The organism is Mesorhizobium sp. M0174, from assembly GCF_040322275.1.
Taxonomy (GTDB): domain Bacteria; phylum Pseudomonadota; class Alphaproteobacteria; order Rhizobiales; family Rhizobiaceae; genus Mesorhizobium.
On record NZ_JAMYTB010000037.1, the window covers coordinates 1 to 23,204 of the forward strand.

The window sequence follows — 23,204 nt, forward strand, 5'->3', positions numbered from 1 at the left end:
CAGCGAATCCAAGCCAAGGGCTGGAAATCGACGTAGACATTGCCGGACGAGTGTTGACGCTGGCGGAGAGATTCCCGCTATACCCCACCTAACCGGTGGGGCAAATGTTCCTCCAGCTGTTATCCCTGCCAGTGCCAATGGTAAGTGGCACAGGATCAGCGTGCAGAGAGCGCGAGACACTCGGACATGCTCCCTGCAGCGCAGCAAGCTGCCCTAAACAAGGCCAACTCAGAGCGGACTACAATATGACTCCGTACGTACTTACCGTATCTTGCAAGTCAACGCGTGGTATTGTAGCTGCGATCTCGACTTTTCTTTCAGATCAAGGCTGCAATATCGTTGATAGCTCGCAGTTCGACGACCTAGACACCGGAAAATTCTTCATGCGAGTGGGCTTCATCTCGGAAGAACGTGTACTGGCCCCGCAATTGAAGGAGAGCTTCAAGCCGATCGCGGACAAATTTGAAATGAAGTCGGAGCTGTTTGACGGCGAAAGCCGGATGAAGGTCCTGCTGATGGTGTCTCGCTTCGGCCATTGCCTGAACGATCTGCTTTACCGATGGAAGATCGGGGCTCTGCCAATCGATGTCGTGGGGGTCGTCTCCAACCACTTCGATTACCAGAAGGTGGTCGTCAATCACGACATACCCTTCCATCACATAAAGGTAACCAGAGAAAACAAGCCGCAGGCAGAGGCTCAACTCATCGAAGTTGTCGAACAGACCGCAACCGAGTTGATCGTGCTTGCCCGCTACATGCAGGTTCTCTCGGATGCTCTTTGCAAGCGGATGTCTGGCCAGATCATCAACATCCACCATTCCTTCCTGCCGAGCTTCAAGGGTGCCAACCCATATAGACAGGCTTACGAGCGCGGGGTGAAGCTGATCGGTGCCACGGCGCATTACGTCACAGCCGATCTCGACGAGGGGCCGATTATCGAGCAAGACACAGTTCGCGTCACACATGCACAAAGCCCAGAAGATTACGTCTCGCTGGGCCGCGATGTGGAGAGCCAGGTGCTGGCGCGCGCTGTCCATGCGCATATTCATCACCGCTCTTTCATCAACGGCAATCGCACCGTCGTCTTCCCGGCAAGCCCCGGCAGCTTTGCGTCAGAACGGATGGGGTAGCCCTTTTGCCCTATGGTCGACGGTAAGTCGGTAGCGGCGTGCCGATAATGCGGCGGAAGATTTCTTCGGGGGAATGGCATGAAGGTTGTGGTGCTTGGGGCCGGCGTTGTCGGAACGGCGGCCGCCTACTATCTGGCCGCCAATGGCCATGAGGTTACCGGCATCGAGCGCCATCCGGCGCCTGCGCGCGGCACCAGCCAGTCCAATGCCGGCCTAGTGTCGCCGGGCGACGCCACCGCCTGGGCCTCACCGGCGGCGCTGAAGACATTCCTGCGCGGGCTCTACAACCATGATCTCGGCATCAAGGTGCGGCTGCGCTTCGATCCTTATTTCATTGCCTGGAGCCTGCGCTTCCTGCGCCAATGTACCAAAGAGCGCCTGCGCGCCAACAGCCAGGTCAAGCTGCGCCTGGCCCTCTATTCCCGCGACTGCATCAACGCCATCTCCGCCGACACCGGAATTCACTATGACGAGCGCAAGAAGGGCATCCTTTACTTCTTCCGCACGCAGCATAGTCTCGACACCGGCACCGACAATTACCGCTATCTGGCCGAGCATGGCCTGCCGATCGAGATCGTCGGCCGCGAGCGGCTGGTCGAGCTTGAACCGGGTCTTGCCGGCGTGAAGGAAAAGATCGCCGGCGGCGTCTATTCGCCGATCGACCAGACCGGCGATTCCCGGCAGTTCGTGGAAAAACTCGCGGCCTATTCAGCCGAAAAGCTCGGCGTGAACTTTCTCTACGCAACGACGGTCGAGGGCCTCGCCATCGAGGGCGACCGGGTGAGTGCGGTGATGACTTCGGCTGGACCGGTCACCGGGGATGCCGTGGTCATCTCGATGGGCCCGGAAAGCGGCCTGCTCGGCCGCCGCTACGGCATCGACCTGCCTGTCTATCCGGTGAAGGGTTATACCGCGACTATTCCGCTGGAAGACGAGAGCAAGGGGCCAACCATGGGCGGTGTCGACGAAGACCAGCTGATCGCCTATTCCAGGCTGGGCAACCGCCTGCGCCTCGCCTCGACCGCCGAATTTACCGGCTTCGACCGCACGTTCCAGCCGCGCGACTTCGTCCCCATGTTCAGGACCGGCAAGGAGCTGTTCCCAGGCGCCTTCGATGAGAAGAAAGCCGAACTCTGGGCCGGGCTGCGGCCGATGATGCCGAACTCAGTGCCGGTCATCGGCCTGGCGCGTTACAAAAACCTCTATCTCGACACCGGCCACGGCCATGTCGGCTGGACCATGGCCTGCGGCTCGGGAAAATTCCTCGCCGACCTAGTCGCCGGCCGCGACCCGGATATCGATCCGCGAGGGTTAGTCTACAGGAACTGAGGTGCGGGCAACTATCCGGACCGCCAGTCGCCATTGGGGCGAAGAGGTGGAGACTGCCCTTTCCGCGACCCAGAGCGAACTCGGTCATGCGGTCAATCACAAGCCGAAGGGTGCGCCGCGCCGCGCAAGGCTTTGGCGCGCATCTCGAACGCATCGAGGAAGTCCTCAAGCGGAAATCCGAATCGACTGCGCGGAGCTGGGGAACAGATTGAACAATCTGATGACTTTCTTTGTGAAGGAGCCCACATGCGAGCCAGCATCATCGATGGAAAGCCTATGCCGATCGTCTTGCCGCACGGATAACTGCCGCTCTGCCAGCGTTCATGGAAAAGGCTGGGCGCCCGCCGGGCTTGGCGGTCGTGCTTGTTGGCAGCGATCCGGCAAGCGAAATTTACGTCCGCAGCAAGGGTCGAAAGACACGCGAACTGGGTATGGCCAGCTTCCAACACATCCTACCGGAGGAGACGCGCCAGGACAAAATCTTGCAGCTGATCGAAGAATTGAATGCGGATGATGCAGTAGACGGCATCCTCGTACAGTTGCCTCTTCCGGCTCACATTGATGAACTAACTGTCATCCGTGCGATCGATCCGACAAGGATGTCGATGGTCTTCACCCCGAAAGCGCAGGTCGTCTGGCCGCCGGGCGACCAGGCTATACCCTGTACGCCGCTCGGGTGCCTCATGCTTCTGCGGGATCAGTTGGGCGACCTGACGGGACTTGATGCAATCGTTATCGGCCGTTCGATCCTCGTGGGCAAACCGATGGGACAGCTATTGTTAGGAGCGAACTGCACTGTAACAATGGCGCATTCTCGAACGCGGAGCTTGGCTGACAAGGTGCGACAGGCCGATATCGTAGTGGCGGCAGCGGGACAAGCCGAAATGATCAAGGGAGACTGGATCAGGCCGGGAGCAACGGTGATCGATGTAGGAACTACGAGAGCGGTTTTGGACGGCAAGAAGCGGCTTGTTGGTGATGTGGACTTCGCAGCCGCTTTCGAAAGGGCGAGAGCCATTACACCAGTGCCCGGAGGCGTTGGACCGATGACGATCATGACGCTAATGCACAACACGATACTGGCGGCACACTGCCGCGAAGGGTTTCCGCATTTACAGTTCTGGTGGGTAAAAATCGTGAGAGAGCGACCCATATCCGAAGACACAACGCATCGCACTATCGTCCACAAAGGTGCCCCTCCAAGCAGTTGTTGCCCGCTTCGCTGCCGGCTGATGGTCCACGAATCCCACCGGCTCTCCAGATGAAAGCGGGGCGCGCCTGCGCGAACGCGGTCTATCCAGAGCTGGCAATGCTGCTTTGGCGCAATGGTTTCAGAAGCGGACCGAGGACGGTCGCGGCGGCAGGCGCAAGACCATGATGATCGTGGCCGATGCGCATTACTGCATCATGGAAGCCTGCCGGGAGCGAAAGATGCTCTCGCGCAAGAGATGCTCTCGCTTACTTGCATGCGGTGGGCTCTGAGCCCCGAGGGGTAGCGGAGTGACCTCCCAACGCAAACGAGGCTAGGAATTGGATCCAAAAAGGCCGTTGACAGACCATCCCCAAACAAGTGCCAAGAAACAACCGTCGTCAGTCGACGTCCGTGTTGCCGTGTTCAGCCGTATCCGGTTGAAGACGTCCCAGTTCGGAATCCGACAAACAGAGGAGCGCGTGTACCGCCGTTGCGGCGCGAAGTATATGGTTTTGTTCCTCTTGCTCTCACGATATCGGCGGCACGCCGATTGCAAGGACACGATGGAGGATGCGTTACGACCCACAGAGGCCTCCCGGTGTCCGGCCGAGGAGGTCTAAATGAACTTGCTCGAAGTCCTCCGCAAGAAGGAGGGAGTACCTCATGCGAATAGCTGTTGTGTGGAACGATGATCATACAGGCGTGATCAACCGGTTCGGCCAGCCTTGTCGGCAGGAATTCGGCCGCGAGACGGTCAAAAGCATGGCGGCGGTACTGCAAGAGGGTGGCCACGAGACGCTGGTGTGCCAAGGCGACAAAGGACTGCTTGCCACGCTTGAGCAGTTCATGCCACCCAGGCCCAATGCCCGCCCCTCGGGTATCGTTTTCAACATGTCGTACGGAATTCAGGGCGAGTGCCGTCTCACCCACGTACCGGCTATGCTCGAGATGGCAGGCGTCCCGTACACCGGATCCGGCCCGCTCGGGCATGGGCTGACGCTCGACAAGGTTATCACCAAAAGGCTCATTTGCGCTCTCGGTGTGCCGACGCCGAACTTTCGCGTGATGCGTCGGGGCACAGAGAGTACCGGCAGCCTGCGATTCCCGATGGTAGTGAAGCCGCGTCACGAGTCCGACAGTTGCGGAGTGCAGCTCGTACATGAGCCCGCTCAGTTGAGGCAGGCCGTAGATGTGATCGTCACGCAGTATGCGCAGGAGGCGCTTGTGGAAGAATACATCGAGGGGCGAGAAATCACTATCGCGCTGCTGGGAAACAGAGAACTCGAGGTGTTGCCTCTGGTGGAGCAGGATTTCGGTGACCACAAGGCGCGTCTTCTGACACGGGGCGCGGTTGCGGCGGCGAAGCGTATCTGCCCCGTGAAAATCGGGAGCAAGCTTGCGACCAGGCTGCGGGATATTTCGATTGCGACCTTCCGTGCCTGTCACTGTCGGGATTACGCGCGTGTCGATCTCCGGATCGACCGCTCCGGCCAGCCCTTTGTCCTTGAGATCAACTCCATGCCGGGGCTCGGCATGCGCGGCCCTTATGTCCTGGCCGCGACGACCGCCGGCTACAGCTTTTCAAGTTTGGTCAACCGCATCCTCGATATCGCTTATACGCGGTCTTTCGACATCCACTAGGCAAACTTGGGCCGGCAGGGGCGCTTCCGAGAGGACGGCTGCCGCCATCAGGGCCGCTTGCCCCGCTGCCGCATGATCGAGATCGACGTGGCAGGCAGCCGGTGCGTGTGGAACCCCGATGTCGACACGGAGGCGCGCGGTTAGGATCGGCTACCTCCGAGATGTTCGCGCCCGCTCGGGCTTTCCACCTCTGCCGATGGCCCGAAATCAGCTCGATCCGCAGACCTCTCTCTGGCTTCGAACCTGCTCAAGTCTGACTGCATTCGACATCGCAATACTCCCGTCTCAACATCGACAAGAGTATCCGTCACTCCGAGATGATACGAGTGGGTATTGATGAGAACATCAGTATTTTTGCCACTGGAAGAAAGAGTTGGCTGTTCAGCGACACTGTGGACGGAGCCGGGGCCAGTGCCGTCGTCTACAGCCTCATGCTGACATGCCGAGCTTGCGGCATCGAGCCCTTGGCCTATTTGCGCCACGTCCTCACGGAATTGCCGCAGCGCGCGGACAATGCCGACATCACCGATCTGTTGCCATTCAACTTCGCCAAACCCGCCCCTGCTTGATCCGATGCAACTGGCCGACAGCGACCCCGGTCAAACGGGCCGCGTCAACGCGCATGGAAATGAGCGCTTACTTATCGCATGCATGGAACCGCACATGAAACGCACCTACTCCCAGATCGATTTGGATGAACGCCGCAAGATCGAGCGCTGGCGCCATGCTGGCGTCAGTGTCGATGCGATTGCTGAGAAACTCGGTCGCCATCGCTCGACGATTTTCCGCGAGATCGCGCGGAATAAGTTTGAGGATCGGGAGATGCCGGATCTGACAGGCTATTTCTGTGTGGCGGCCAACCATCTGGCCAAGGAATGTCGCAGCCGTTATCGTAAACTGGTTCGGCATCCGAAGCTTCGCGCATCAATCATCGAGCGTATCAAGCATGGCTGGTCACCGGAGCAGATCGCCGGTCGATTGGCTTATGAACGCAGCAGCGTTCGCGTCTGCCACGAGACGATCTATCGCTTTGCTTATTCGCCCTATGGCCAGGAGATAAAGCTGTGGCGCTATCTTCCCGAGAGCCGCGCCCGACGCCGGCCGAGGCACGTAAGGGCGGCGTCATGGCCGTCGATTTAGCCCGGAATTGAGCATTTTGCATCGTCCGGACATCGTCCGCGACAGAAAGCAGCTCGGTGGGGGATGCGATCTGATCCAGTTCCGCAAGAAATTCGGCAAAGCGTACGTCACTTCGCTGGTCGAACGGGTTAGCCGCTTCACGGTCTTCCTGCGCAACAACGACCGACAGTCCCGCGCGATCATGGATGGCTTGATTGACGTGCTTGGTCCACTTCCCCATTCGGCCCGCCGATCGATCACCTTCGACCGCGGCACCGAGTTCACAGACTGGCCCTACCTTCAGGCCGGTCTCGGCGTTCAGACATGGTTCTGCGATCCGCAGGCGCCGTGGCAGAAAGGCACGGTGGAAAACGCCAACCGCCGCGCTCGCAAATGGCTTCCACGAGACATCGATCCGTTGTCGATAGAGCATCGAGACCTGCACCAGGTGTGCGCCCATCTCAACTCGACGCCCCGCAAATGCCTCGGCTTCAGAACACCGGCCGAAGTCTTCCGTCAGAAGATACTGTTGGCCAATCGGTGAACGCGCTAACCTGACTCGCTGCTTGTCGCACTTCAGCTGGAACTCACAGGCGCAGTGGGTTCTATCAAACACCATTGGGAGGAAGCAGCCCACAAGTGGGCTGCAGTGTTTCTCGGCTCGATCTGCCTCATTCGAATGCTTTCTCTGCGATGCGGTTTTGCTCTGCCATGGAATCCGTCTCGACGATTTTGCAGAGGAGCGAATTGAGTACCTAGGGGGCAGGATGAGTTTTCGATCGGGCTGCTGATTCGCGCTGATCTCGCGAGCCGCTGCGGTCGACGAGCTCGATCCTGACCCTACTTGATCAACTCAGCCCTGAGACTCGACCATGTTGCCAGTGCTGTCTCGACTCTCTGATGCAATCCATCGACAAGCGCCCATTCCTGCTGTCTGGGCGAAGTGTAGACTTCAAGTTCGTGCGGGAAGCAGTAAGCAGTGGCGAAAGAGTTTGTCTTCACCTTTACGAGCGCGGCGTCGATGGAGTCCATTTCGCCGGTAAGTTGTGCCAGCTTGGATGCGGATACGCTCATTTTGCCGACATGAGCCTGATCCGCCGTGCGTGGGCGCCGTTTCCTGAGTTCGTTCATCGCTTTGTGGAGCCGATCGATATCCTTCAATACCGCCGATTGCAGAGCGACCCGTTCCGCGTTCGCCCCTTCCCTCCCAGCGGCGCGGGGATCAATGGCCAAGGTCAAAGGCCGCTCGTAAGTCCTTCCGTCAACATTGAGGCGCACCATGTATCTGCCGGGAGTGACCAGTACGCCGCGAGCGAAACCGCCATAATAATAAGCTCCCGGCACCTGCTCTGGGTCGCTGGTGCGGAAGTCCCAATAAACCCTGTTCATCCCTACTTCGGTGGGGATCTTGTCCGAACGGACGGTGTCCGTGACATATTGGGGAGCCTGTTGCTCTTTGCTTGCTTCGATGCTCGAGAGGCGGCGGATCAGCGCGCCATGCACATCCAGAATGTCGAGAGTGACCTCTCCCTGGGGTCTTTTTGTCAGCACATAGTCAATCGCGGCTCCCGGGGGCGGGTTCTTGCCAACGGCGTCGGTTGAACCGCCAAATGTCTGGGTGCCTATCATGTAAGCGGTCTTGGGCGTTAAGAGCATGGCTTCGCGCGCTCCCGCTCCGGCAGTGATCTGGCGCAGCGGCGTTACATTGTCGAGAATCCAAAAACCGCGGCCGTGGGTTGCGACCACCAAATCATCATTTTTTACCATGATGTCGTAAATCGGAGTGGCGGGAAGATTCAATTGCAGCGGCTGCCAGTGAACTCCGTCGTCGAGCGAAACGAAGACCCCGCGCTCAGTTGCGGCATAAAGTAACCCTTGACGTGCCGGATCCTCCCGCACCGCATGCACAACGGCATCTTCGGGCAAATCGCCCGCAATGGAGACCCAGGTCCTTCCGCCGTCAGCGGTTTTGAAGCCTGAAGGCTTCCAATCGTCAAGTCTGTGACTGTCGATCGCAACATACGCGGCCTCGGCATTGAACCGTGACGGCTCGATCATCGACACGAAGGACCAAGGAGCCACCCCGCCCGGCGTGACGTCGGTCCAATGGGTGCCGCCATCACGCGTCATATTGATCAGCCCGTCGTCCGAGCCAACCCAGAGCAGCCCCTTTCTGAGCGGGGACTCGGCAAGCGAGACAATAGCATCATAGCTGCCCCAAATTGCCTTCCACTGCTGTTTGCTCTTGTCATTCCGCGTGAGGTCGGGGCTGATCGCGGTCCAGTTGTTGCCCTGATCGGACGATTTCCACACCATCTCAGATGCGGCGTACAGCACGTCCGGATCATGCGGTGAGAGCATCAGAGGGGAACTCCACCAGTTGAATCGGTGCGCGAGTTCGGCGCCCACTCCCCAGGGGTCGGGAGCAGTCGAAGCGCTGATGTTCTGCCACTGTTCCTTCTGCTTGTCATAGCGGCCGATCATCTCGGCAGTCGTCGAAAAGATAATCATCGGATTACGCGGATCCGGTATGACGAACCCAGCTTCTCCGCCGCCCGCCGGATACCAGGAGCGAGGCCCGATTGCCCCTTCGCTGGAGTAGGAAGCGATTGCTATGTTCCCAAAGTCCTGCTGCGCGCCGTAGACCCAATAGGGAAAACGATTGTCGGCTGCGACATGATAGAATTGGGCGAGCGGCTGATTGTCATATGTCGACCAGGTCTGTCCTTCGTCGATTGAGACGCTGGCACCAACGTCACAGCCGCTGATGATCCGATGCGGGTCGGCTGGGTCGATCCAGAGATAATGATGATCATAACCAGGAAATGGTGCAGGGGCGAAACTCTTGCCACCATCCGTCGAACGCAGCACCGCAGTATTGACAATATAAATGGTGTCCGCGAAGCGGGGATCGGCAAAAACCTTTCCGTAGTACAAGGGCCTGTTCCGAATTCGCGAGTCGTCGCTAGTCCGGGCCCAGTGCTCACCACCATCGTCTGATCGGTAGAGCCCTCCCCTGTCGGGCTCTCCGATTGGCGGGCTACCGAACAGCTTATCCGACCAATCGGCCTCGATCAGCGCGTAGACACGACGCGAGTCCGCGCCAGAGACCGAAACCCCGATCCGTCCTAACGGCCCATTAGGAAGACCGTTGCCTTTAAGTTCAACCCACGTTCTGCCTCCGTCCTGCGAGCGGAACAAGCCGCTCCCAGGGCCTGACGAGGTATCGCCCCACGGACGCATGCTGACCTGCCACAGTGAGGCATAGACAACGTCGGGATTGTCCGGATCATAAGTGACATCTGCAGCGCCGGTGTTTTCGTCGCGATAGAGAACCTTTTTCCAGCTCTTGCCGCCATCGGTGCTTCTGAACACACCTCTTTCTGAATTAGGGCCGAACGGGTGCCCGATCGCAGCCACGAGCACGATATCCGCATTTCGGGGATCCACGACCAGCTCGCCAATCTGGCCGGTGTCGGACAAGCCGATATGGGTCCAGCTTTTTCCGCCATCGATCGACTTATAGACTCCTCGCCCATTGGTGATGTCGTTACGCAAAGCCCCCTCGCCGGTGCCGACGTAGATTACCTGATGATTGGACGGCGCGACAGCAATCGCCCCGATTGAACTGTCGGGCACCTGATCGAAGATTGGCGTCCAATGTCCTCCATTGTCTTGCGTCTTCCAGACACCGCCCGCCGCCGCGCCGAAGTAAAAGAGACCAGGCTCACCGGGTACGCCGGTCACCGCAGTCACCCGTCCCCCACGAAAGGGACCGATGTGTCGCCAGCGCAGCGCTTTGAACAGGGCAGGATCAATCCATCCGGATTTTTCCGCTCGAGCCGCTCGGAATGTTTTCATCAAAATGTACCTGGTTACCGATTCAGATCACCAGCCGCGCCACTGCTCCGGAAGAATTGTGTCCCATCGCCGGTGCAGCCGATCTCGCGCGTCCGCGCTGCAACCCATTTCGACTCCCAGTGCGCTTCCAGCTGGGAAAGCGTATGAGTCAAAGCGGACGCCCTTGGCTAGGCATTGTAAACTTAGCGACGCTCTGCACAGAGCTCGCTAAGTTTTGCAGTGCCCCGGAAGACTTGCCCGTGGCCGATACGGTTGCACAATCTCGAGCCTAAAAGAGCTAGCGGCGGCGCTTTGCCGCACGTCGGCGGAGCCAAACGGGTGCGGCCACCGTCGCTGCGACTACGAGCGCGACCGCAATGTAAAGCATCTCGGTGGTGCCGTCGCCCCCATCCGGGGCCACGCCGAAAATCCGCTCGATAAAATCCATGTCTGTCTCCTTCCAGGGTATGCTGAATTAGCGTGTCTACAGTACCGAACCGTGTGGCCCCGCAACGGGAGTGAGCTGAGGGCTGCCCGCCATATCTTGCCGTCCCGGAAATTCCGCGGAGGGAGCGCGCACGTGGCAAGCCACAACCCGCCCGTCCGCCATCGGCACCAAAGGCGGCACCTCGATGCGGCAACGCTCGACAGCGAGCGGGCAGCGCGGGTGGAACGCGCACCCAGCCGGCGGATTGATCGGGCTCGGCACCTCGCCCTCGACGGGCGCCTCCAGCCGAACCCGCGTCGGATCCGGCACCGGAGCCGCCGCGATCAACGCCTCGGTGTAGGGATGGACCGGTTTGGCGAACAGCGCCTCGCTCGGGGCGAGCTCCACTATCCGCCCCAAGTACATGACCGCAACGCGATGCGCGATATGCTCCACGACGCCAAGATCATGCGAGATGAAGACGAAGGCGATGCCCATCTGCTGTTGCAGATCCAGAAGCAGATTCAGAATCTGCGCCTGCACGGAGACGTCAAGGGCTGACACCGCCTCGTCGGCGATGATAAGAGAGGGGTTGAGCGACAAAGCGCGCGCAATGCCGAGCCTCTGGCGCTGACCGCCTGACAATTCGGACGGCAGCCTGTGCATCATTTCGGGCGACATTCCGACTTTTCGGAGAAGGTCCCCGGCAAGTGCCTGACGCTGCCTTCGGCTGAGACGTTCAAAGTTCTCGACAGGCTCCGTAATAATTTGCCCGGCAGTAAGGCGCGGGTTCAGCGACGAGTAAGGATCCTGAAAGACCATCTGCATCCGACGGCGCCACGCGCGAAGGGCGTCCTTCTTGAGGCCCGCAATGTCGGTCCCGTCGATCATTACGTGCCCGCTAGTCGGCTGCACGAGCCGCATCAAGAGCCGCGCGACGGTGGACTTGCCGCAACCGGATTCGCCGACGATGCAAAGCGTCTCGCCCGCCTCGACGATGAAGGATACATCCTCTACCGCCCGGATCATCGGAATGCTTTTTTTGAAGATTCCCGAGCCAAGCGAATAATGCTTGGTCAGATTCTCCACTTTCAGCAAAGGACCACTCATGCGCCCATCACCTCTTCGGCGCGCCAGCAAGCTGCGGCGTGGCTCGACCCGACATCACGCAGGATGGGTGTCTTCTCTCGGCAAATATCGATCGCGAACGGGCAGCGAGGCGCAAAGCTGCAGCCGACAATCGGCTCGCGAAGACTTGGCACGATCCCGAGAATTTCTGGAAGGCGGCGCTGGCGGCCGCGCCGCGGATCAGGCACCGATCGCATCAGGCCCTGGGTGTAGGGATGCGCGGGAGCCGTGAAGAGATCCGTCACCGACGCCTGCTCGACGATCCGGCCGGCATACATCACGATCACGCGCTGGCATGTCTCGGCGACGACGCCCAGGTCATGGGTGATGAACATGACGGCCGTTCCCGTGCGCTCTTTCAGATCGACGATGAGCCGCAGGATCTGCGCCTGGATAGTAACGTCAAGCGCAGTCGTCGGCTCATCGGCGATCAACAGTTCCGGTGAGCAGGCCAGCGCCATCGCGATCATCGCGCGCTGGCGCATGCCGCCCGACAGCTCGTGAGGGTAGTTGCTGACGCGCCGCTCGGGGTCGGCGATGCGGACGAGGCGCAGCATCTCTTCGGCCCTGGCCAGTGCAGCCGAGCGGGAGGCGCCCGTGTGGATTTCCACCGCCTCGGCGATCTGCCGTCCGACCGTGTGAACCGGGCTGAGACTCGTCATGGGATCCTGGAAGATCATGGCGATCTTGTTGCCGCGGATCCTTCGCATCTCCCGATCGGACAGATCCAGCAGGTTGCGCCCATGAAAGCGGACCGTGCCACCGACGATCTCGGCGGTCAATTTCGGCAGCAGACGCAGGATCGAGAGGGCGGTGACGCTCTTGCCGCATCCGGATTCGCCGACCACGCCGAGCGTCTCACCCTTCTTCACCTGGAAGCTGATGCCGCCCAGGGCGCGGGTAACGCTGTCCTCGCCAAAGAAATGTGTCTCGAGATCCTGGACATCGAGGAGCACGTCATTCTCGACGGCTCTATCCTCCATGAAGTTCTGCATCAGCATCTCAGCGCCTCCGCTTCGCGCGGGGGTCGAAGAGGTCGCGCAGGCCATCGCCGAGGAGATTGACCGCAAGGACCGTGACCGCAAGGCAGATGCCGGGGGCGAAGACCGTCAAGGGCGCGATCGCGAGATAGAGGCGCGAGCCTGAAATCATGTTGCCCCAGCTCGGGATCTCGGGCGGCACGCCCACGCCGAGGAAGCTCAGCCCCGCCTCGGTCAGGATCGCGCTGGCGCAGACAATGGCGCTCTGCACCATCAGGGCCGGAATGGTGCTTGGCAGGATATGCCACCACAGGATCTTCGGCAGCCGCGCCCCGCCGCAGAGCGCGGCCTCGACATAGGGGCGCTCGCGCACACCCAGGACCACCGAGCGAACCAGCCGCGTGACGGCGGGCGTCTCGGGGATCGCGATGGCGACGATGAGGATTCCGATGCCTGGCCCCGTCAGGGAGATGAGCGCAATGGCCAGCAGGAAGGTCGGGATCGACATCAGCGCGTCCATGATTCGCATGATGACATTGTCGAATGCGCGGACATAGCCGGCGACGACACCGATCAGGAGCCCGGCACAGGCCGCCAACAGCGCCGAGATCAGGCCCACCAGAAGCGAGATGCGCGCCCCGAAGATGGTTCGGGCAAACACGTCCCGGCCCAGATTGTCTGTCCCGAACCAGTGTTCATCGGAAGGCGGCTGCAGTCGGAAAAAGGGATCCATGTCTACTGGATCGCGTGCAAAGAGAGGGGCAGAAATCGCTAGAACAATCAGAAGGGTCAAGAGACCGGCGCCGATCAAGACAACCGGATACCGGCGTGCAAGATGAGCGAGGCCGACGATCCGGAACCGGTCCGGTTGCCCAGTGCTCGTTAAGGAATTCGTGAACAACATGTCAGTACCTAATTCGAGGATCGACCAGCGTGTAGGCGAGGTCGACTGCAAGATTGATGAGAACGTAGATGCCCGAGATGAGGATGAGCATACCTTGAATGATTGGGTAGTCACGATTATTGATCGCATCGACAATAAGCCGCCCTATCCCAGGAATGTTAAACACTGTTTCAGTCAGCACGACACCGCTAATCAAATAAGCGAAGCTGAGGCCGATAACCGTGAGGATTGGTGCTGCGGAATTCTTCAGGGCATGGTGAAACAGCATAGCATACGGGGACGCGCCCTTGGCCGCGGCCGTACGCATGTAATCCTCCGACAGCACCTCGAGCATACTTGCCCGCGTGATCCGAGCAATGAAAGCAATATAAGCCAAACTTAACGCGATCGTTGGCAAGATTAAGTGAGCAAGCCAGGGGCCTATGCCATCGTTGATTGATGCGTAGCCTTGAACCGGCAACCATCGCGTCTGAATAGCAAAGAAGTAAATAAGGCAATAGCTCACCACGAACACCGGAACAGAGTAACTGAGGGCCGAAAACGCGATCAGGACGCGGTCGAGGATGCCTCCGGCTCGCCAAGCCGTGAGGATTCCAAACGTCACTCCAACGGTTACCGAAACGAACAGTGTCAAGAGCGAGAGTGAAAGGGTCGGCTGCAGTCTTTGCCGGATGAGCTGGAGAACAGGACGCCCGGCAAAAACCGACATGCCTAAATCGCCATTCAGCAGGTTCCCCGCCCATTGCCGGAACTGCACCGGTAGTGGCGCATTGAGACCAAGTTGCTCCCGTATATCCGCAACAGTTTGGTCGGTGGCTGACGGTCCAGCGATGATGTCTGCGGGATCACCCGGCGCCAACCTGACAAGTAGGAAGATGAACACCCCGACCATCGCCATAACGACGATGGCCGAGATCATTCTGCGAAAGATGTAGGTAACCAAAACTCAGTCCTTTCGCATATTCCACATCAGCAAACGTCCTGCCTGCACGCCGATAAGGCCAGTGAGGTCCTTTCGGTATGCCGAAAGCACGGGAACTTGCCCCAAGTGAGCCGAACTCGCATAGTCCCAAAAAATCTGCTGCATTTCGCGGGCCAGAGCGCGGTGCGCTTCGATTCCTGTGACGTCCGCCCATTTAGCTCGAAGAACCTCATATTGGTCGTCCTGAGGCCAGCCAACCCAGCCCTGTTCGCCATTCATTGCCATGAATGCAGCAGAGTTGGGACTAGTTAGTGAAAAGTCGGGAAGGTTGCTGATAAAAATGCTCCAGCCACCGTTTTCAACCGAGTCTTTCCTAGCCCTTCTAGCAACAAGGGCAGCCCAATCGCTAGATGCTAGTTCGACGTTCAATCCAATCTTACGAAGTTCCGACGCCAAGAATAGCGATGCATTATGGGCCTCAGGCCAGTCGGCGGGGTCGAGAATAACAACTTTCTCGCCAGCATAGCCAGCCTCTTGTAGTAGTTGTTTGGCCTTTTCCGGGTCGCCGCCCTTCCGGAACCAGTTGGTGTTTGCGTCGTTGGAAAATGGCGTATCGGTTCCAAACAATGATGTCACATTGCGATTGCCCTTTAGAGATGGATTAATGACACTCAGGAACGCGTCTTGATTAATAAGATGCAGCACCGCCTGCCGGGCCTTCACGTTGTCAAATGGCTTCTGAAGACAATTCATACGCAAGAAATAGTCGAAACCCGACTTGTATAGATTTTCGAGCACAAGGTTCGGGTCACTTTCGATGACAGGGAAAAGATCGGCGGGAAGGGGGTCAACCAGGACATCGACTTCGCCGGCTTGCAGCGCCGCCATGGCCGTTTGCGGATCGGGGAGCTTAGCCCAAACTACGCGGCGAACCCTAGCGATTTTGGCACCAGCCAGTCCGTCGGGAGCATCGTCGCGCGGGACGTAGCCATCATACTTGTCAAAAGTGATGCTCGCCCCGGGTGCATAGAGTTCCTCATTAAATTTAAATGGTCCCGAACCAATATGTGTGGTTACCGCATCCGTAGGAGGGCGACGAGCATCTTGTTCACGCATGATGAAAAGCGGGTAAACGGCAACCTGCGCAAGTTGATCAATCAGCACGCCGAGCGGTTTCTTTAATGTGATTACGAAGGACTTTTCGTCGAGCTTTGAGACATCCTTCGTGCGCTCATTCACGAGTTGCCCGCCGGGCGTTTGGAACCAACGGCGTATCGAAGCAACACAATCTGCGGCCGTCACCGGGGTGCCATCGTGCCAGCTTAGCCGATCACGAAGGGAGAAGGTATAGGTCTTCTTGTCGTCGGACGCACTCCAACTATCCAACATTTGCGGCTGCGGAACAAGCTTTGAGTCGAGTCCAAATAACATGTCGTAAACACCAAACGCGTAGTCGACAGTATTCGCGTCGGTCGTTGTGTACGGGTCGAGAATTGTGGGCAGACCTCTTGCCCACCTCACCGTATCTCCTCCGGCATCGGCTTGAGCTCGAAGCATTGAAGGAAACGACAAGGTCGCTCCCACGGCTACTAGGCCCGTATTGATAAGTGTCCGCCGAGTTATATTCATCTCTTCAGTTCCCCTTTGTAGCTAATTCTCACAGATATGAAGTAGCCAGTCAATCTCCGGTCATGATCTCCCACTTGGCCGGCTTTTTATAAGACAACTACAAGATGTGCCGGACCTCTCCTATTCTGCCATCCGAACTTCAGAAACTCACCGATGGAAAGCCATATCACATTTGCTATTCAATTCTTTGTGCAAGAGGATTCGATCCGTGGCTAGCTAGGGTCGTCCGCTTTCAATCTAAAGCCATACCTTCCGCTAAGCGACAAATAGCTCAGAACTATTGTAGGCATAGATGGCGTCTATTCATGTGCCTCTCCTTCGCGCCAATCGCGACGGAGAGACCCTAATCTATGCCGTTCCAGCTGGGGCTAAGCCATGAAAAACGATGGCGGAAACGCGCCAGCCCGGCATAGTTCGCGATCGGCATAAACGGCCAAAATAAACAATGGCCTGCTGCCGGTTTTTCGGACACCAGGTTAAGCTAACATAGCTTTCTCCTCGACAGGGCTCATATAGCCCAACGTCGAGTGCCGTCGCCGAGGGTTGTAGAAGCTCTCGATGTAATCGAACACGTCGGCCCTTGCGTCATCCCTCATCCTGTAGACCTTGCGAGAAGAAGCTCTCCATCGCAGCAATGTCCCATACGTTGCCCGACCGGCTCATCGAGCAGGAGATGCCGTGATCGGCCATCAGCCGCTGGAACTGCTCGCTCGTATATTGGGCGGCCTTGGTCGCTGTGGTGCAGCAGGCTGGGGTCAGAACAATGGGGTGGTTGCCGCCCATCTCAGACGGCATCGAATGTGCCAATAGTGGGTGACCCCACCAGCAGAGAGGACGGCAACCGCGATGAAGGATACGATGATCGGCGTGGATCTGGCAAAAGCAGTTTTCCAGATCCATGGAGCGTGGCTGACAGGACATGCACAGTTTCGCAGGAAATTGTCGCGTCGGCAGTTCCGGAACCTCATGGCCGGTCACCCGCCGGTGATCGTGGTCATGGAGGCCTGTGGCAGCGCCCAGTACTGGGCGCGGGAGTTGGAAGGGTTGGCCATGAGGTGAGGCTTGTCGCCCCACAGTATGTTCGGCCTTTCGTGAAGAGGCAGAAGGAATGATGCGGCGGATGCTGAGGCGATTGTGATTGCAGCGCAGCGGCCGGAGATGCGTTTCGTCGAGCCGAAGTCGGAGGCTCAACAGGCCAGAGCTGGAGACCGGTAACTTCTCCGGGGTTACGCGGCGCACAGTAAGGGCGGCTTGAATAGTGAGGTCACGCTCGGCTCTGGTGCTCGAAATCGTGCCCGCAGTCGGTCGCGAAGCTCACTATTCATCTCGGCTGTCCGAACCCTGCATCAGCATGTGGGCACCGCGGAGAGACCAGCGCATCTGCTGCTTCTTGACCATGCGTTTGGCGATCACGGAATTGACTGCCGACTCGGCAAGGGTCGTGGCCACGCGAAGTCCGGCTTGGTAGCGCTTTCCGTAATTTACGATCGCACTGCGGTTCGAACGGACGTAGGTGAGGAGCTGAGACCCGAGGCTGTGGAGGCGCGACATCGAGAGCTCGCCTTCTCCTTGCCAGACATGCAAGCTTGCCAAGAGCTGCTCCAGGTCGTGGATCGCGCGATCCACGCGACCGTGCCACAGACGCCACTTCACAGCTCTGATGTCCCTGCCGATGGTCGGAAGTATTTCAGCAAGACCAGACTGGGATCGGATTACGTGATCAGCGATCTGCTGCATGGGTTGGATCTTCATGGCGATGTGGAACCAGTCGATGATACGGGTCGCCGGTTTCGGCATGGCGCGCGGAAGCCGCTTCAGGATTTCGGCGCCGTCCGAGATCACGGTGACGTCCCCAAAGACGCAATACCCCTCTTCCCGAAGAGCGTGGACGCTCGATCGCGTATCGCAGGTTGGTCAGTGTTGGCGGTGACAAAGTAGCGACCGCCGACTTCTCCCCGACCTCCGCGACCGCATCTGGCCACGACGAGCTCGAAGTTTCGCGCTGAATTGGGATCGGCGCTGCGAACGTGCGCCGTATCGATGCTGATGACGAACTCTTTGCGTCGATCGCCAGGAAGCTGCATTTCGAGCTGATGTCGTTCCTTCATCTGCATTCTCGCGCGCCAGGTTTCCTCAGTGATCTGGTCGTCGAGCCGCTCGCCGACTTTGATGGTCCGCTTTCGCACGGTTGCATGCGTCGGTCGGTTCGATGGGCAGGAATTCGGCGAGCACGCTGGCGGCCTGCCGGTACGGCATCATGCTTCCCAGCCGCGCCGTCAGTTCCATCAGCTCGGACGTTGCCCGATCCGGACAGATTTCCTTCAGCGGCGCGAACGCGGCTACCATTCCTGTGACAGTCCTGGCACAGCATCCATCGTGGATTTGGCACCTCAATTGTTTCGAAAACCGTCCGGATTCGGCGCATCGTATAGTCTTTGACCGGCCGAAATTTGTGGCACTCGGGGCAGACCCGGCGAAAAACGGCATAGGTCTCCGCCTCGTGGTTCACGACCGCGCTGCAGGGCCGTCATGATTTTCTTGCCCTCGTCGATCGACAGGCCGATATCACCGTCGAGCAAGCGTTCGTCGCTTTTCTCAATCCGAACTTGTTGGCGACAGACATCCCCAAGCGCGCTTTTCCCCTTGATCGAGATCGTCCACTCCATCGCGTCACTTTCTCCGCAACAAAAGCGATGGTGATGGACCAGCGGGTGCTAACAATTCGTGGCCAACCCCGGAGAAGTTACCGGCCTCCGCGAGTGGATCACCGTCGACGACGGTGCAGCCGAAGGCGATCGCCCACCCCACCGACAGCCGGCTCGACCTCAAGGCAATCCAGATCCTGGTGCGTCAGGCCAAGCGGTACGGCATCATGCTCAGGCAGAGCCCACATGCGGCTGGCCAAGGCAGCGGCGGTGCGGGCGGGCCGCTATGCGCATGCCCGGCAGTTCCGCCGGATGCGTCGCGAACTCAAGCGCCTTCGCACCAATCTCGGCCGGGTGTTCCGCGACGTCGGCGGCAAGATCGCCGGCAATGCCGAACTCGAGACCAGATTTGCCCGGTTGCTCGGGCTGGTCGAGCGGCTCTTGACGCAGAAGCCGAAGGACAGCAACAAGATCTACTCCCTGCACGCGCCCGAGGCGGTCTGCATCGCGAAGGGCAAAGCCCGCAACCTTACGAATTCGGCTGCAAGGTCGGGATCGCGGCAACCAACCGCGAGGGCCTCGTGCTGGCGGCCAAGGCGTTCGAGGGCAATTCGTATGATGGCCACACGCTTGCAGCAACGGTCGATCAGGCCGTGGAGGTCGGCGGCGTCGATCCGGACCGCATCTACGTACAAGGGCTATCGCGGCCACGACTATGTCGCCTCGGGATCGGGGATGATCGCCGGCCGCAAGCGTGGCCTGATGGCCACCATGTCTCGGGAACTGAAACGGCGATCGGCCATCGAGGCCACCATCGGTCACAACATGAACACCGACGGCCGGCTGGACCGCAACTTTCCTCCTCGGCCATGCTGGCGATGTGATCAATGCCCTGCTCGTCGCCGCAGGCCAAAATCTGCGCCTGATCCTCACGGTTCTCGCTCTTTGGCTTGCCTGGTGCCTGCAAGCACTCCAGCCGAAAACGGCGAAATCGGATGCTTCCACCCGTCTTCACGCGTTCGGAATATCAACGCCTTAGCCGTTATTCAGGCCGACTACTTAAAAAAGCTTCAGCCGCGACTGCAAGCTTATGAGTCAGAATGCAACTGTGACCCTGCAGCGATACCAATGACTGCATGGAACCGCACATGAAACGCACCTTGCGGCAGTTGGCCGGGCAGCCGCCCGTCGCTACCCCTGACCGGCTCGGGGAGACACTCGACCAGCTTGGCCTCCATTGGGATGTCGAGGCGCTGGCTGCGCTTTGTGAACACATCGACGACCTGGCGCGATCGGAGCGGCCGGCGCCGTTCGCCGCCGCGGCGATCGCCGCTCGCGTCGTCGCTATGAGGCCTGACTACGAGCTGTTGGCCTTGGTGGCCAGCTGACCTGGTGCTGGCGCAAAGCCTGCGCTGGCCGCGGCCGCTGCCGCTCATCAGGGCGGCGGTCTGCGTCGCGCTGGTTCATGCGGCGGCCGATGCCTGTCGGTTGGCCGGCGAGCTCTCGCGCCCGCCGAGAAGCTCCTCGCCGTCGCGCCAAAACTGCGCGCCAAGGGTGCCGGCGACGTTGTTGCTGCTGAATGAAGACGCCGTCTCCGGATCGCTGACGAGAAGAATCTGTCGCGCTTTGCATCTCATGCGGGGTTTTCAGATAGCGATCAAGATGACGGTTCAGAGCCCGACATCTAAAAGCAGACCCAATCCGACCTTGAGGTTTGCAGCCCAATATCGCCTTTATCCGCCTTGCGCCAGGCGACCTTGGGTCCGTTAAACGAGCGCGCTTAGCTGTCGATTGCGAGATCCGACCAACAGTCCAACGCCTCATCAACAGGCAAAGGAGCCAATTGCCGGGGCTGGCCAAAGGCCAACCGATAGGTAGCCGAAGACTTTTTCAGATTCTCGTAGCGCTCTACCTCCCGACTAAACGGACGGATCGGGACCATGCGCTCGATTTTAGCGTGGCCAGGGTAGACCCAGTAGGGCACGATATCGCCAGCACGTCCTGCCGCATCACGGCTCGGATCATAACTTCGACCGCCAATTGATCCCGGCGATCGATGCTGAGATTTTGTAGTGGCCCCGATCGTTATGGCACTTGGCGTCATCCAGGTTCGCATGTCGTCAAGAAGTCGCCTCAGCCGGCCGCTTCCTGTCATGTTCAGCCGTATCCGATTGCAGAGGTCTTTGTCTGAGACACGACACACTTAGGCGCGAGTATTACGCAGCCCGGCGCGAAAAGCAGGCTTCCTCTTTGTTTTAACACCATCGTGGGTGGCACGCGGATTGCATGTGACTGTGAAGGCGCGGAGTCTACAACTAAATCCGACTGATGAACTGACGCAGCGAAACATAAAAGGAGTAGCCTCATGCGGGTAGCCGTCGTTTGGAACCACGATCGTACGGGCGTGATCAATCGGTTCGGTCAGCCCCGTCCAGAGGAACCAGAGGAACTTGGCCGCGAGACATTCGATGACGTGGTGGCGGCACTGCAAGAGGGGGGCCACGAGACGCTGCTGTGCGAAGGCGATAAAGGTCTGCTCGCTACGCTCGAGCGGTTCATGCCACCCGATCCGCAGGCCCGCCCCTCGGGAATGGTTTTCAACATGGCGTACGGAATTCAGGGCGAATGCTCTTGTGCCCACGTTCCGGCCATGCTCGAGATGGCGGGCGTTCCTTACACCGGACCGACCCCGCTCGGGCATGGGCTGGCGGACGATAAGGTCATCACCAAGAGGCTCTTACGCGATAGTGGCGTGCCGACGCCAAACTTTCGGGTCATGCGTCGCGGCACCGAGAGTACCGACGACCTACGCTTCCCAGTGATAGTGAAACCGCGTCACGAAGATTACAGCTTCGGATTACAGCTCGTACATGAGCCCGCTCAGTTAGGTGAGGCTGTGGAAGCGATCGTCACGCAATATGCGCAGGATGCGCTTGTGGAAGAATACATCGAGGGTCGTGAAATCTGCGTTGCTCTGCTTGGAAACGAAGAGCTCGAGGTGTTTCCCCCGGTAGAGATCGACCTCGGCGAAACTGGCCTTTTTACTTGGGAAAAGAAGAGGAACCTCGCGGCGGCGAAGCAGCCGATGATTTGGCCGGCACAAATCGCGAGCAGCCTTGCGACTTTGCTGCAGGATATTTCGGTTGCGTCCTTCCGTGCCTGCCAGTGCCGGGACTATGCCCGCCTCGACCTCCGGATCGATCGCTCCGGCCGGCCGTTCGTCCTGGAGATGAACTCGCCGGGGCTCAGTATGTACTCTACTTTTGCTAAAGCCGCGATGACGGCCGGACACAGCTACTCGAGCTTGATCAATCGAATCCTCCATGTCGGCCAGATGCGCTACTTCGGAATTGGCATCCCCCGGCCATGTTGGACATCTTGAAATTGTCTGAATGGCGGGGTGGGTGTGAATGCCCAGGAGACAAACCAGGCGCCCTCTTGGGCAATCTGGGGGGCCAAAACCTGAGCTGGAACCTCCTGCGCAGTTTTTGCATCATCGCTGAAGAGAGGAGCATCACCGGCGCCGCGAAACGTCTTCGAATGAGCCTGCGATCCGTCAGCCTTGCGCTGCAAAAACTCGAAGATCAACTCGACTGCAAGCTCGTCTTCCGTGACCCTCGCCATTTTGCGCTAACATTGCGCGGCGAACAGATTTACCAGGAATGTTCCGAGATGTCCCGGTGCGTTGACCGAATCGGCATCCTCTCTCTCGACGGGAGCGATGACGAATTCGCAGAGCTGAAACTCAGCATGGATACCCGGCTACAGTCCACGCTTGTAGACGAAACACTCCAGCTCTACCACCAGAGATACCCATCTGTCACATGGCGCATTGACATCAAGACGTCGCTCGAAATCGTGCGCCAGATCTCGATGGACAAGGCTGGCATCGGCATCTGTCTTTTGACGAGGGAAATGCCGACGCTGCGATGCCGCCACTTATTTCGCGAGGATTTTGGCATATTTTGTGGTGCCGAACACCCTCTATTCGGAGTTCAGGAGGTAGATGTCCGCAGGCTTCAACAAGAGCCCTTCATCGCCTTCGATTGCGCCACTGATGGGAGCGGATTCGAGCCGATGATCTTTCTACGAGAAGGCCTTGGTCTCGGACGTCGGGTTAGCGGATGGAGCCGCGATCTCAACGAGGTGCGCCGCATGCTGATATCGGGTTTGGGCATAGGCCTATTGCCCGTTCTCACCGCCCACGATGACGTGGCCCAGGGGCGACTGTGGCCGTTGCGGCTGTTCGATGAGCCGCTCGGCGCGGATGTCTACCTCATCTCTTCCAACTTGAGCTCGCTGACCCCTCCGGAACAAA

Annotated in this window: 13 protein-coding genes and 7 pseudogenes; 11 read left to right on the top strand and 9 right to left on the bottom strand. The window is 59.0% G+C overall.

What is annotated here, in order from left to right; genetic code table 11:
* Window positions 1–245 precede the first annotated feature (245 nt).
* From purU to NKJ13_RS30295, 6 genes and pseudogenes are all read left to right on the top strand, one after another.
* Window positions 246–1,130, top strand: coding sequence for a formyltetrahydrofolate deformylase (gene purU, locus NKJ13_RS30270; RefSeq protein WP_352779282.1), 885 nt, complete (start codon window positions 246–248; stop codon window positions 1,128–1,130).
* Window positions 1,131–1,208: 78 nt separating this feature from the next.
* Window positions 1,209–2,459 carry a D-amino acid dehydrogenase gene (locus NKJ13_RS30275; protein ID WP_352779285.1) on the top strand — a complete coding sequence of 417 codons (1,251 nt, stop codon included), beginning with the start codon at window positions 1,209–1,211 and terminating at the stop codon, window positions 2,457–2,459.
* A gap of 299 nt (window positions 2,460–2,758) precedes the next feature.
* Window positions 2,759–3,562: pseudogene (locus NKJ13_RS30280) on the top strand (bifunctional 5,10-methylenetetrahydrofolate dehydrogenase/5,10-methenyltetrahydrofolate cyclohydrolase); the annotation flags it as partial.
* Between the two features lie 752 nt (window positions 3,563–4,314).
* Window positions 4,315–5,292, top strand: a complete 978-nt coding sequence (locus NKJ13_RS30285; RefSeq protein ID WP_352779288.1) for a D-alanine--D-alanine ligase family protein — start codon at window positions 4,315–4,317, stop codon at window positions 5,290–5,292.
* A 323-nt stretch (window positions 5,293–5,615) separates the two neighbouring features.
* Window positions 5,616–5,861 (top strand): annotated as a pseudogene (locus tag NKJ13_RS30290) (transposase domain-containing protein); the annotation flags it as partial.
* A 94-nt stretch (window positions 5,862–5,955) separates the two neighbouring features.
* Window positions 5,956–6,955: pseudogene (locus tag NKJ13_RS30295) on the top strand (IS30 family transposase).
* A 296-nt stretch (window positions 6,956–7,251) separates the two neighbouring features.
* Here NKJ13_RS30295 and NKJ13_RS30300 read toward each other — a convergent pair.
* From NKJ13_RS30300 to NKJ13_RS30335, 8 genes and pseudogenes are all read right to left on the bottom strand, one after another.
* Entirely contained in the window at window positions 7,252–10,272 is a 3,021-nt protein-coding gene (locus NKJ13_RS30300) for a WD40/YVTN/BNR-like repeat-containing protein (protein WP_352779291.1), read from the bottom strand.
* 277 nt (window positions 10,273–10,549) lie between these two features.
* On the bottom strand, window positions 10,550–10,699 hold the full coding sequence (locus NKJ13_RS30305; protein WP_352691466.1) for a hypothetical protein: 150 nt from the start codon (window positions 10,697–10,699) through the stop codon (window positions 10,550–10,552).
* A gap of 36 nt (window positions 10,700–10,735) precedes the next feature.
* Window positions 10,736–11,788, bottom strand: a complete 1,053-nt coding sequence (locus NKJ13_RS30310) for an ABC transporter ATP-binding protein (RefSeq protein ID WP_352779316.1) — start codon at window positions 11,786–11,788, stop codon at window positions 10,736–10,738.
* Window positions 11,785–12,807: an ABC transporter ATP-binding protein gene (locus tag NKJ13_RS30315; protein WP_352779294.1), complete on the bottom strand. Its 1,023-nt coding sequence runs from the start codon at window positions 12,805–12,807 to the stop codon at window positions 11,785–11,787. Before NKJ13_RS30315 ends, NKJ13_RS30310 begins: the two co-directional genes overlap by 4 nt.
* Before the next feature lies 1 nt (window position 12,808).
* Window positions 12,809–13,690: an ABC transporter permease gene (locus NKJ13_RS30320; protein WP_352779297.1), complete on the bottom strand. Its 882-nt coding sequence runs from the start codon at window positions 13,688–13,690 to the stop codon at window positions 12,809–12,811.
* A 1-nt stretch (window position 13,691) separates the two neighbouring features.
* Window positions 13,692–14,633: an ABC transporter permease gene (locus NKJ13_RS30325; RefSeq protein WP_352779300.1), complete on the bottom strand. Its 942-nt coding sequence runs from the start codon at window positions 14,631–14,633 to the stop codon at window positions 13,692–13,694.
* Between the two features lie 3 nt (window positions 14,634–14,636).
* The gene (locus NKJ13_RS30330; protein WP_502901957.1) at window positions 14,637–16,241 is read right to left on the bottom strand and encodes an ABC transporter substrate-binding protein; all 1,605 of its coding nucleotides are present in this window, start codon (window positions 16,239–16,241) and stop codon (window positions 14,637–14,639) included.
* Window positions 16,242–16,717: 476 nt separating this feature from the next.
* Window positions 16,718–16,992 (bottom strand): annotated as a pseudogene (locus NKJ13_RS30335) (IS3 family transposase); the annotation flags it as partial.
* Between the two features lie 95 nt (window positions 16,993–17,087).
* Between NKJ13_RS30335 and NKJ13_RS30340 the strand changes: the two are divergent.
* A pseudogene (locus NKJ13_RS30340) lies at window positions 17,088–17,438 on the top strand (IS110 family RNA-guided transposase); the annotation flags it as partial.
* Window positions 17,439–17,467: 29 nt separating this feature from the next.
* Here NKJ13_RS30340 and NKJ13_RS31700 read toward each other — a convergent pair.
* Window positions 17,468–18,907, bottom strand: a pseudogene (locus tag NKJ13_RS31700) (ISKra4 family transposase).
* Window positions 18,908–19,014: 107 nt separating this feature from the next.
* Between NKJ13_RS31700 and NKJ13_RS30360 the strand changes: the two are divergent.
* From NKJ13_RS30360 to NKJ13_RS30375, 4 genes and pseudogenes are all read left to right on the top strand, one after another.
* Window positions 19,015–19,925: pseudogene (locus NKJ13_RS30360) on the top strand (IS5 family transposase); the annotation flags it as partial.
* Between the two features lie 109 nt (window positions 19,926–20,034).
* Window positions 20,035–20,274, top strand: a complete 240-nt coding sequence (locus tag NKJ13_RS30365; protein ID WP_352779311.1) for a hypothetical protein — start codon at window positions 20,035–20,037, stop codon at window positions 20,272–20,274.
* 977 nt (window positions 20,275–21,251) lie between these two features.
* Window positions 21,252–22,268, top strand: coding sequence for a D-alanine--D-alanine ligase family protein (locus tag NKJ13_RS30370; RefSeq protein WP_352691481.1), 1,017 nt, complete (start codon window positions 21,252–21,254; stop codon window positions 22,266–22,268).
* A gap of 56 nt (window positions 22,269–22,324) precedes the next feature.
* Window positions 22,325–23,204, top strand: an 880-nt coding sequence (locus NKJ13_RS30375; protein WP_352779313.1) for a LysR family transcriptional regulator, incomplete at its 3' end; no start/stop codon positions are given.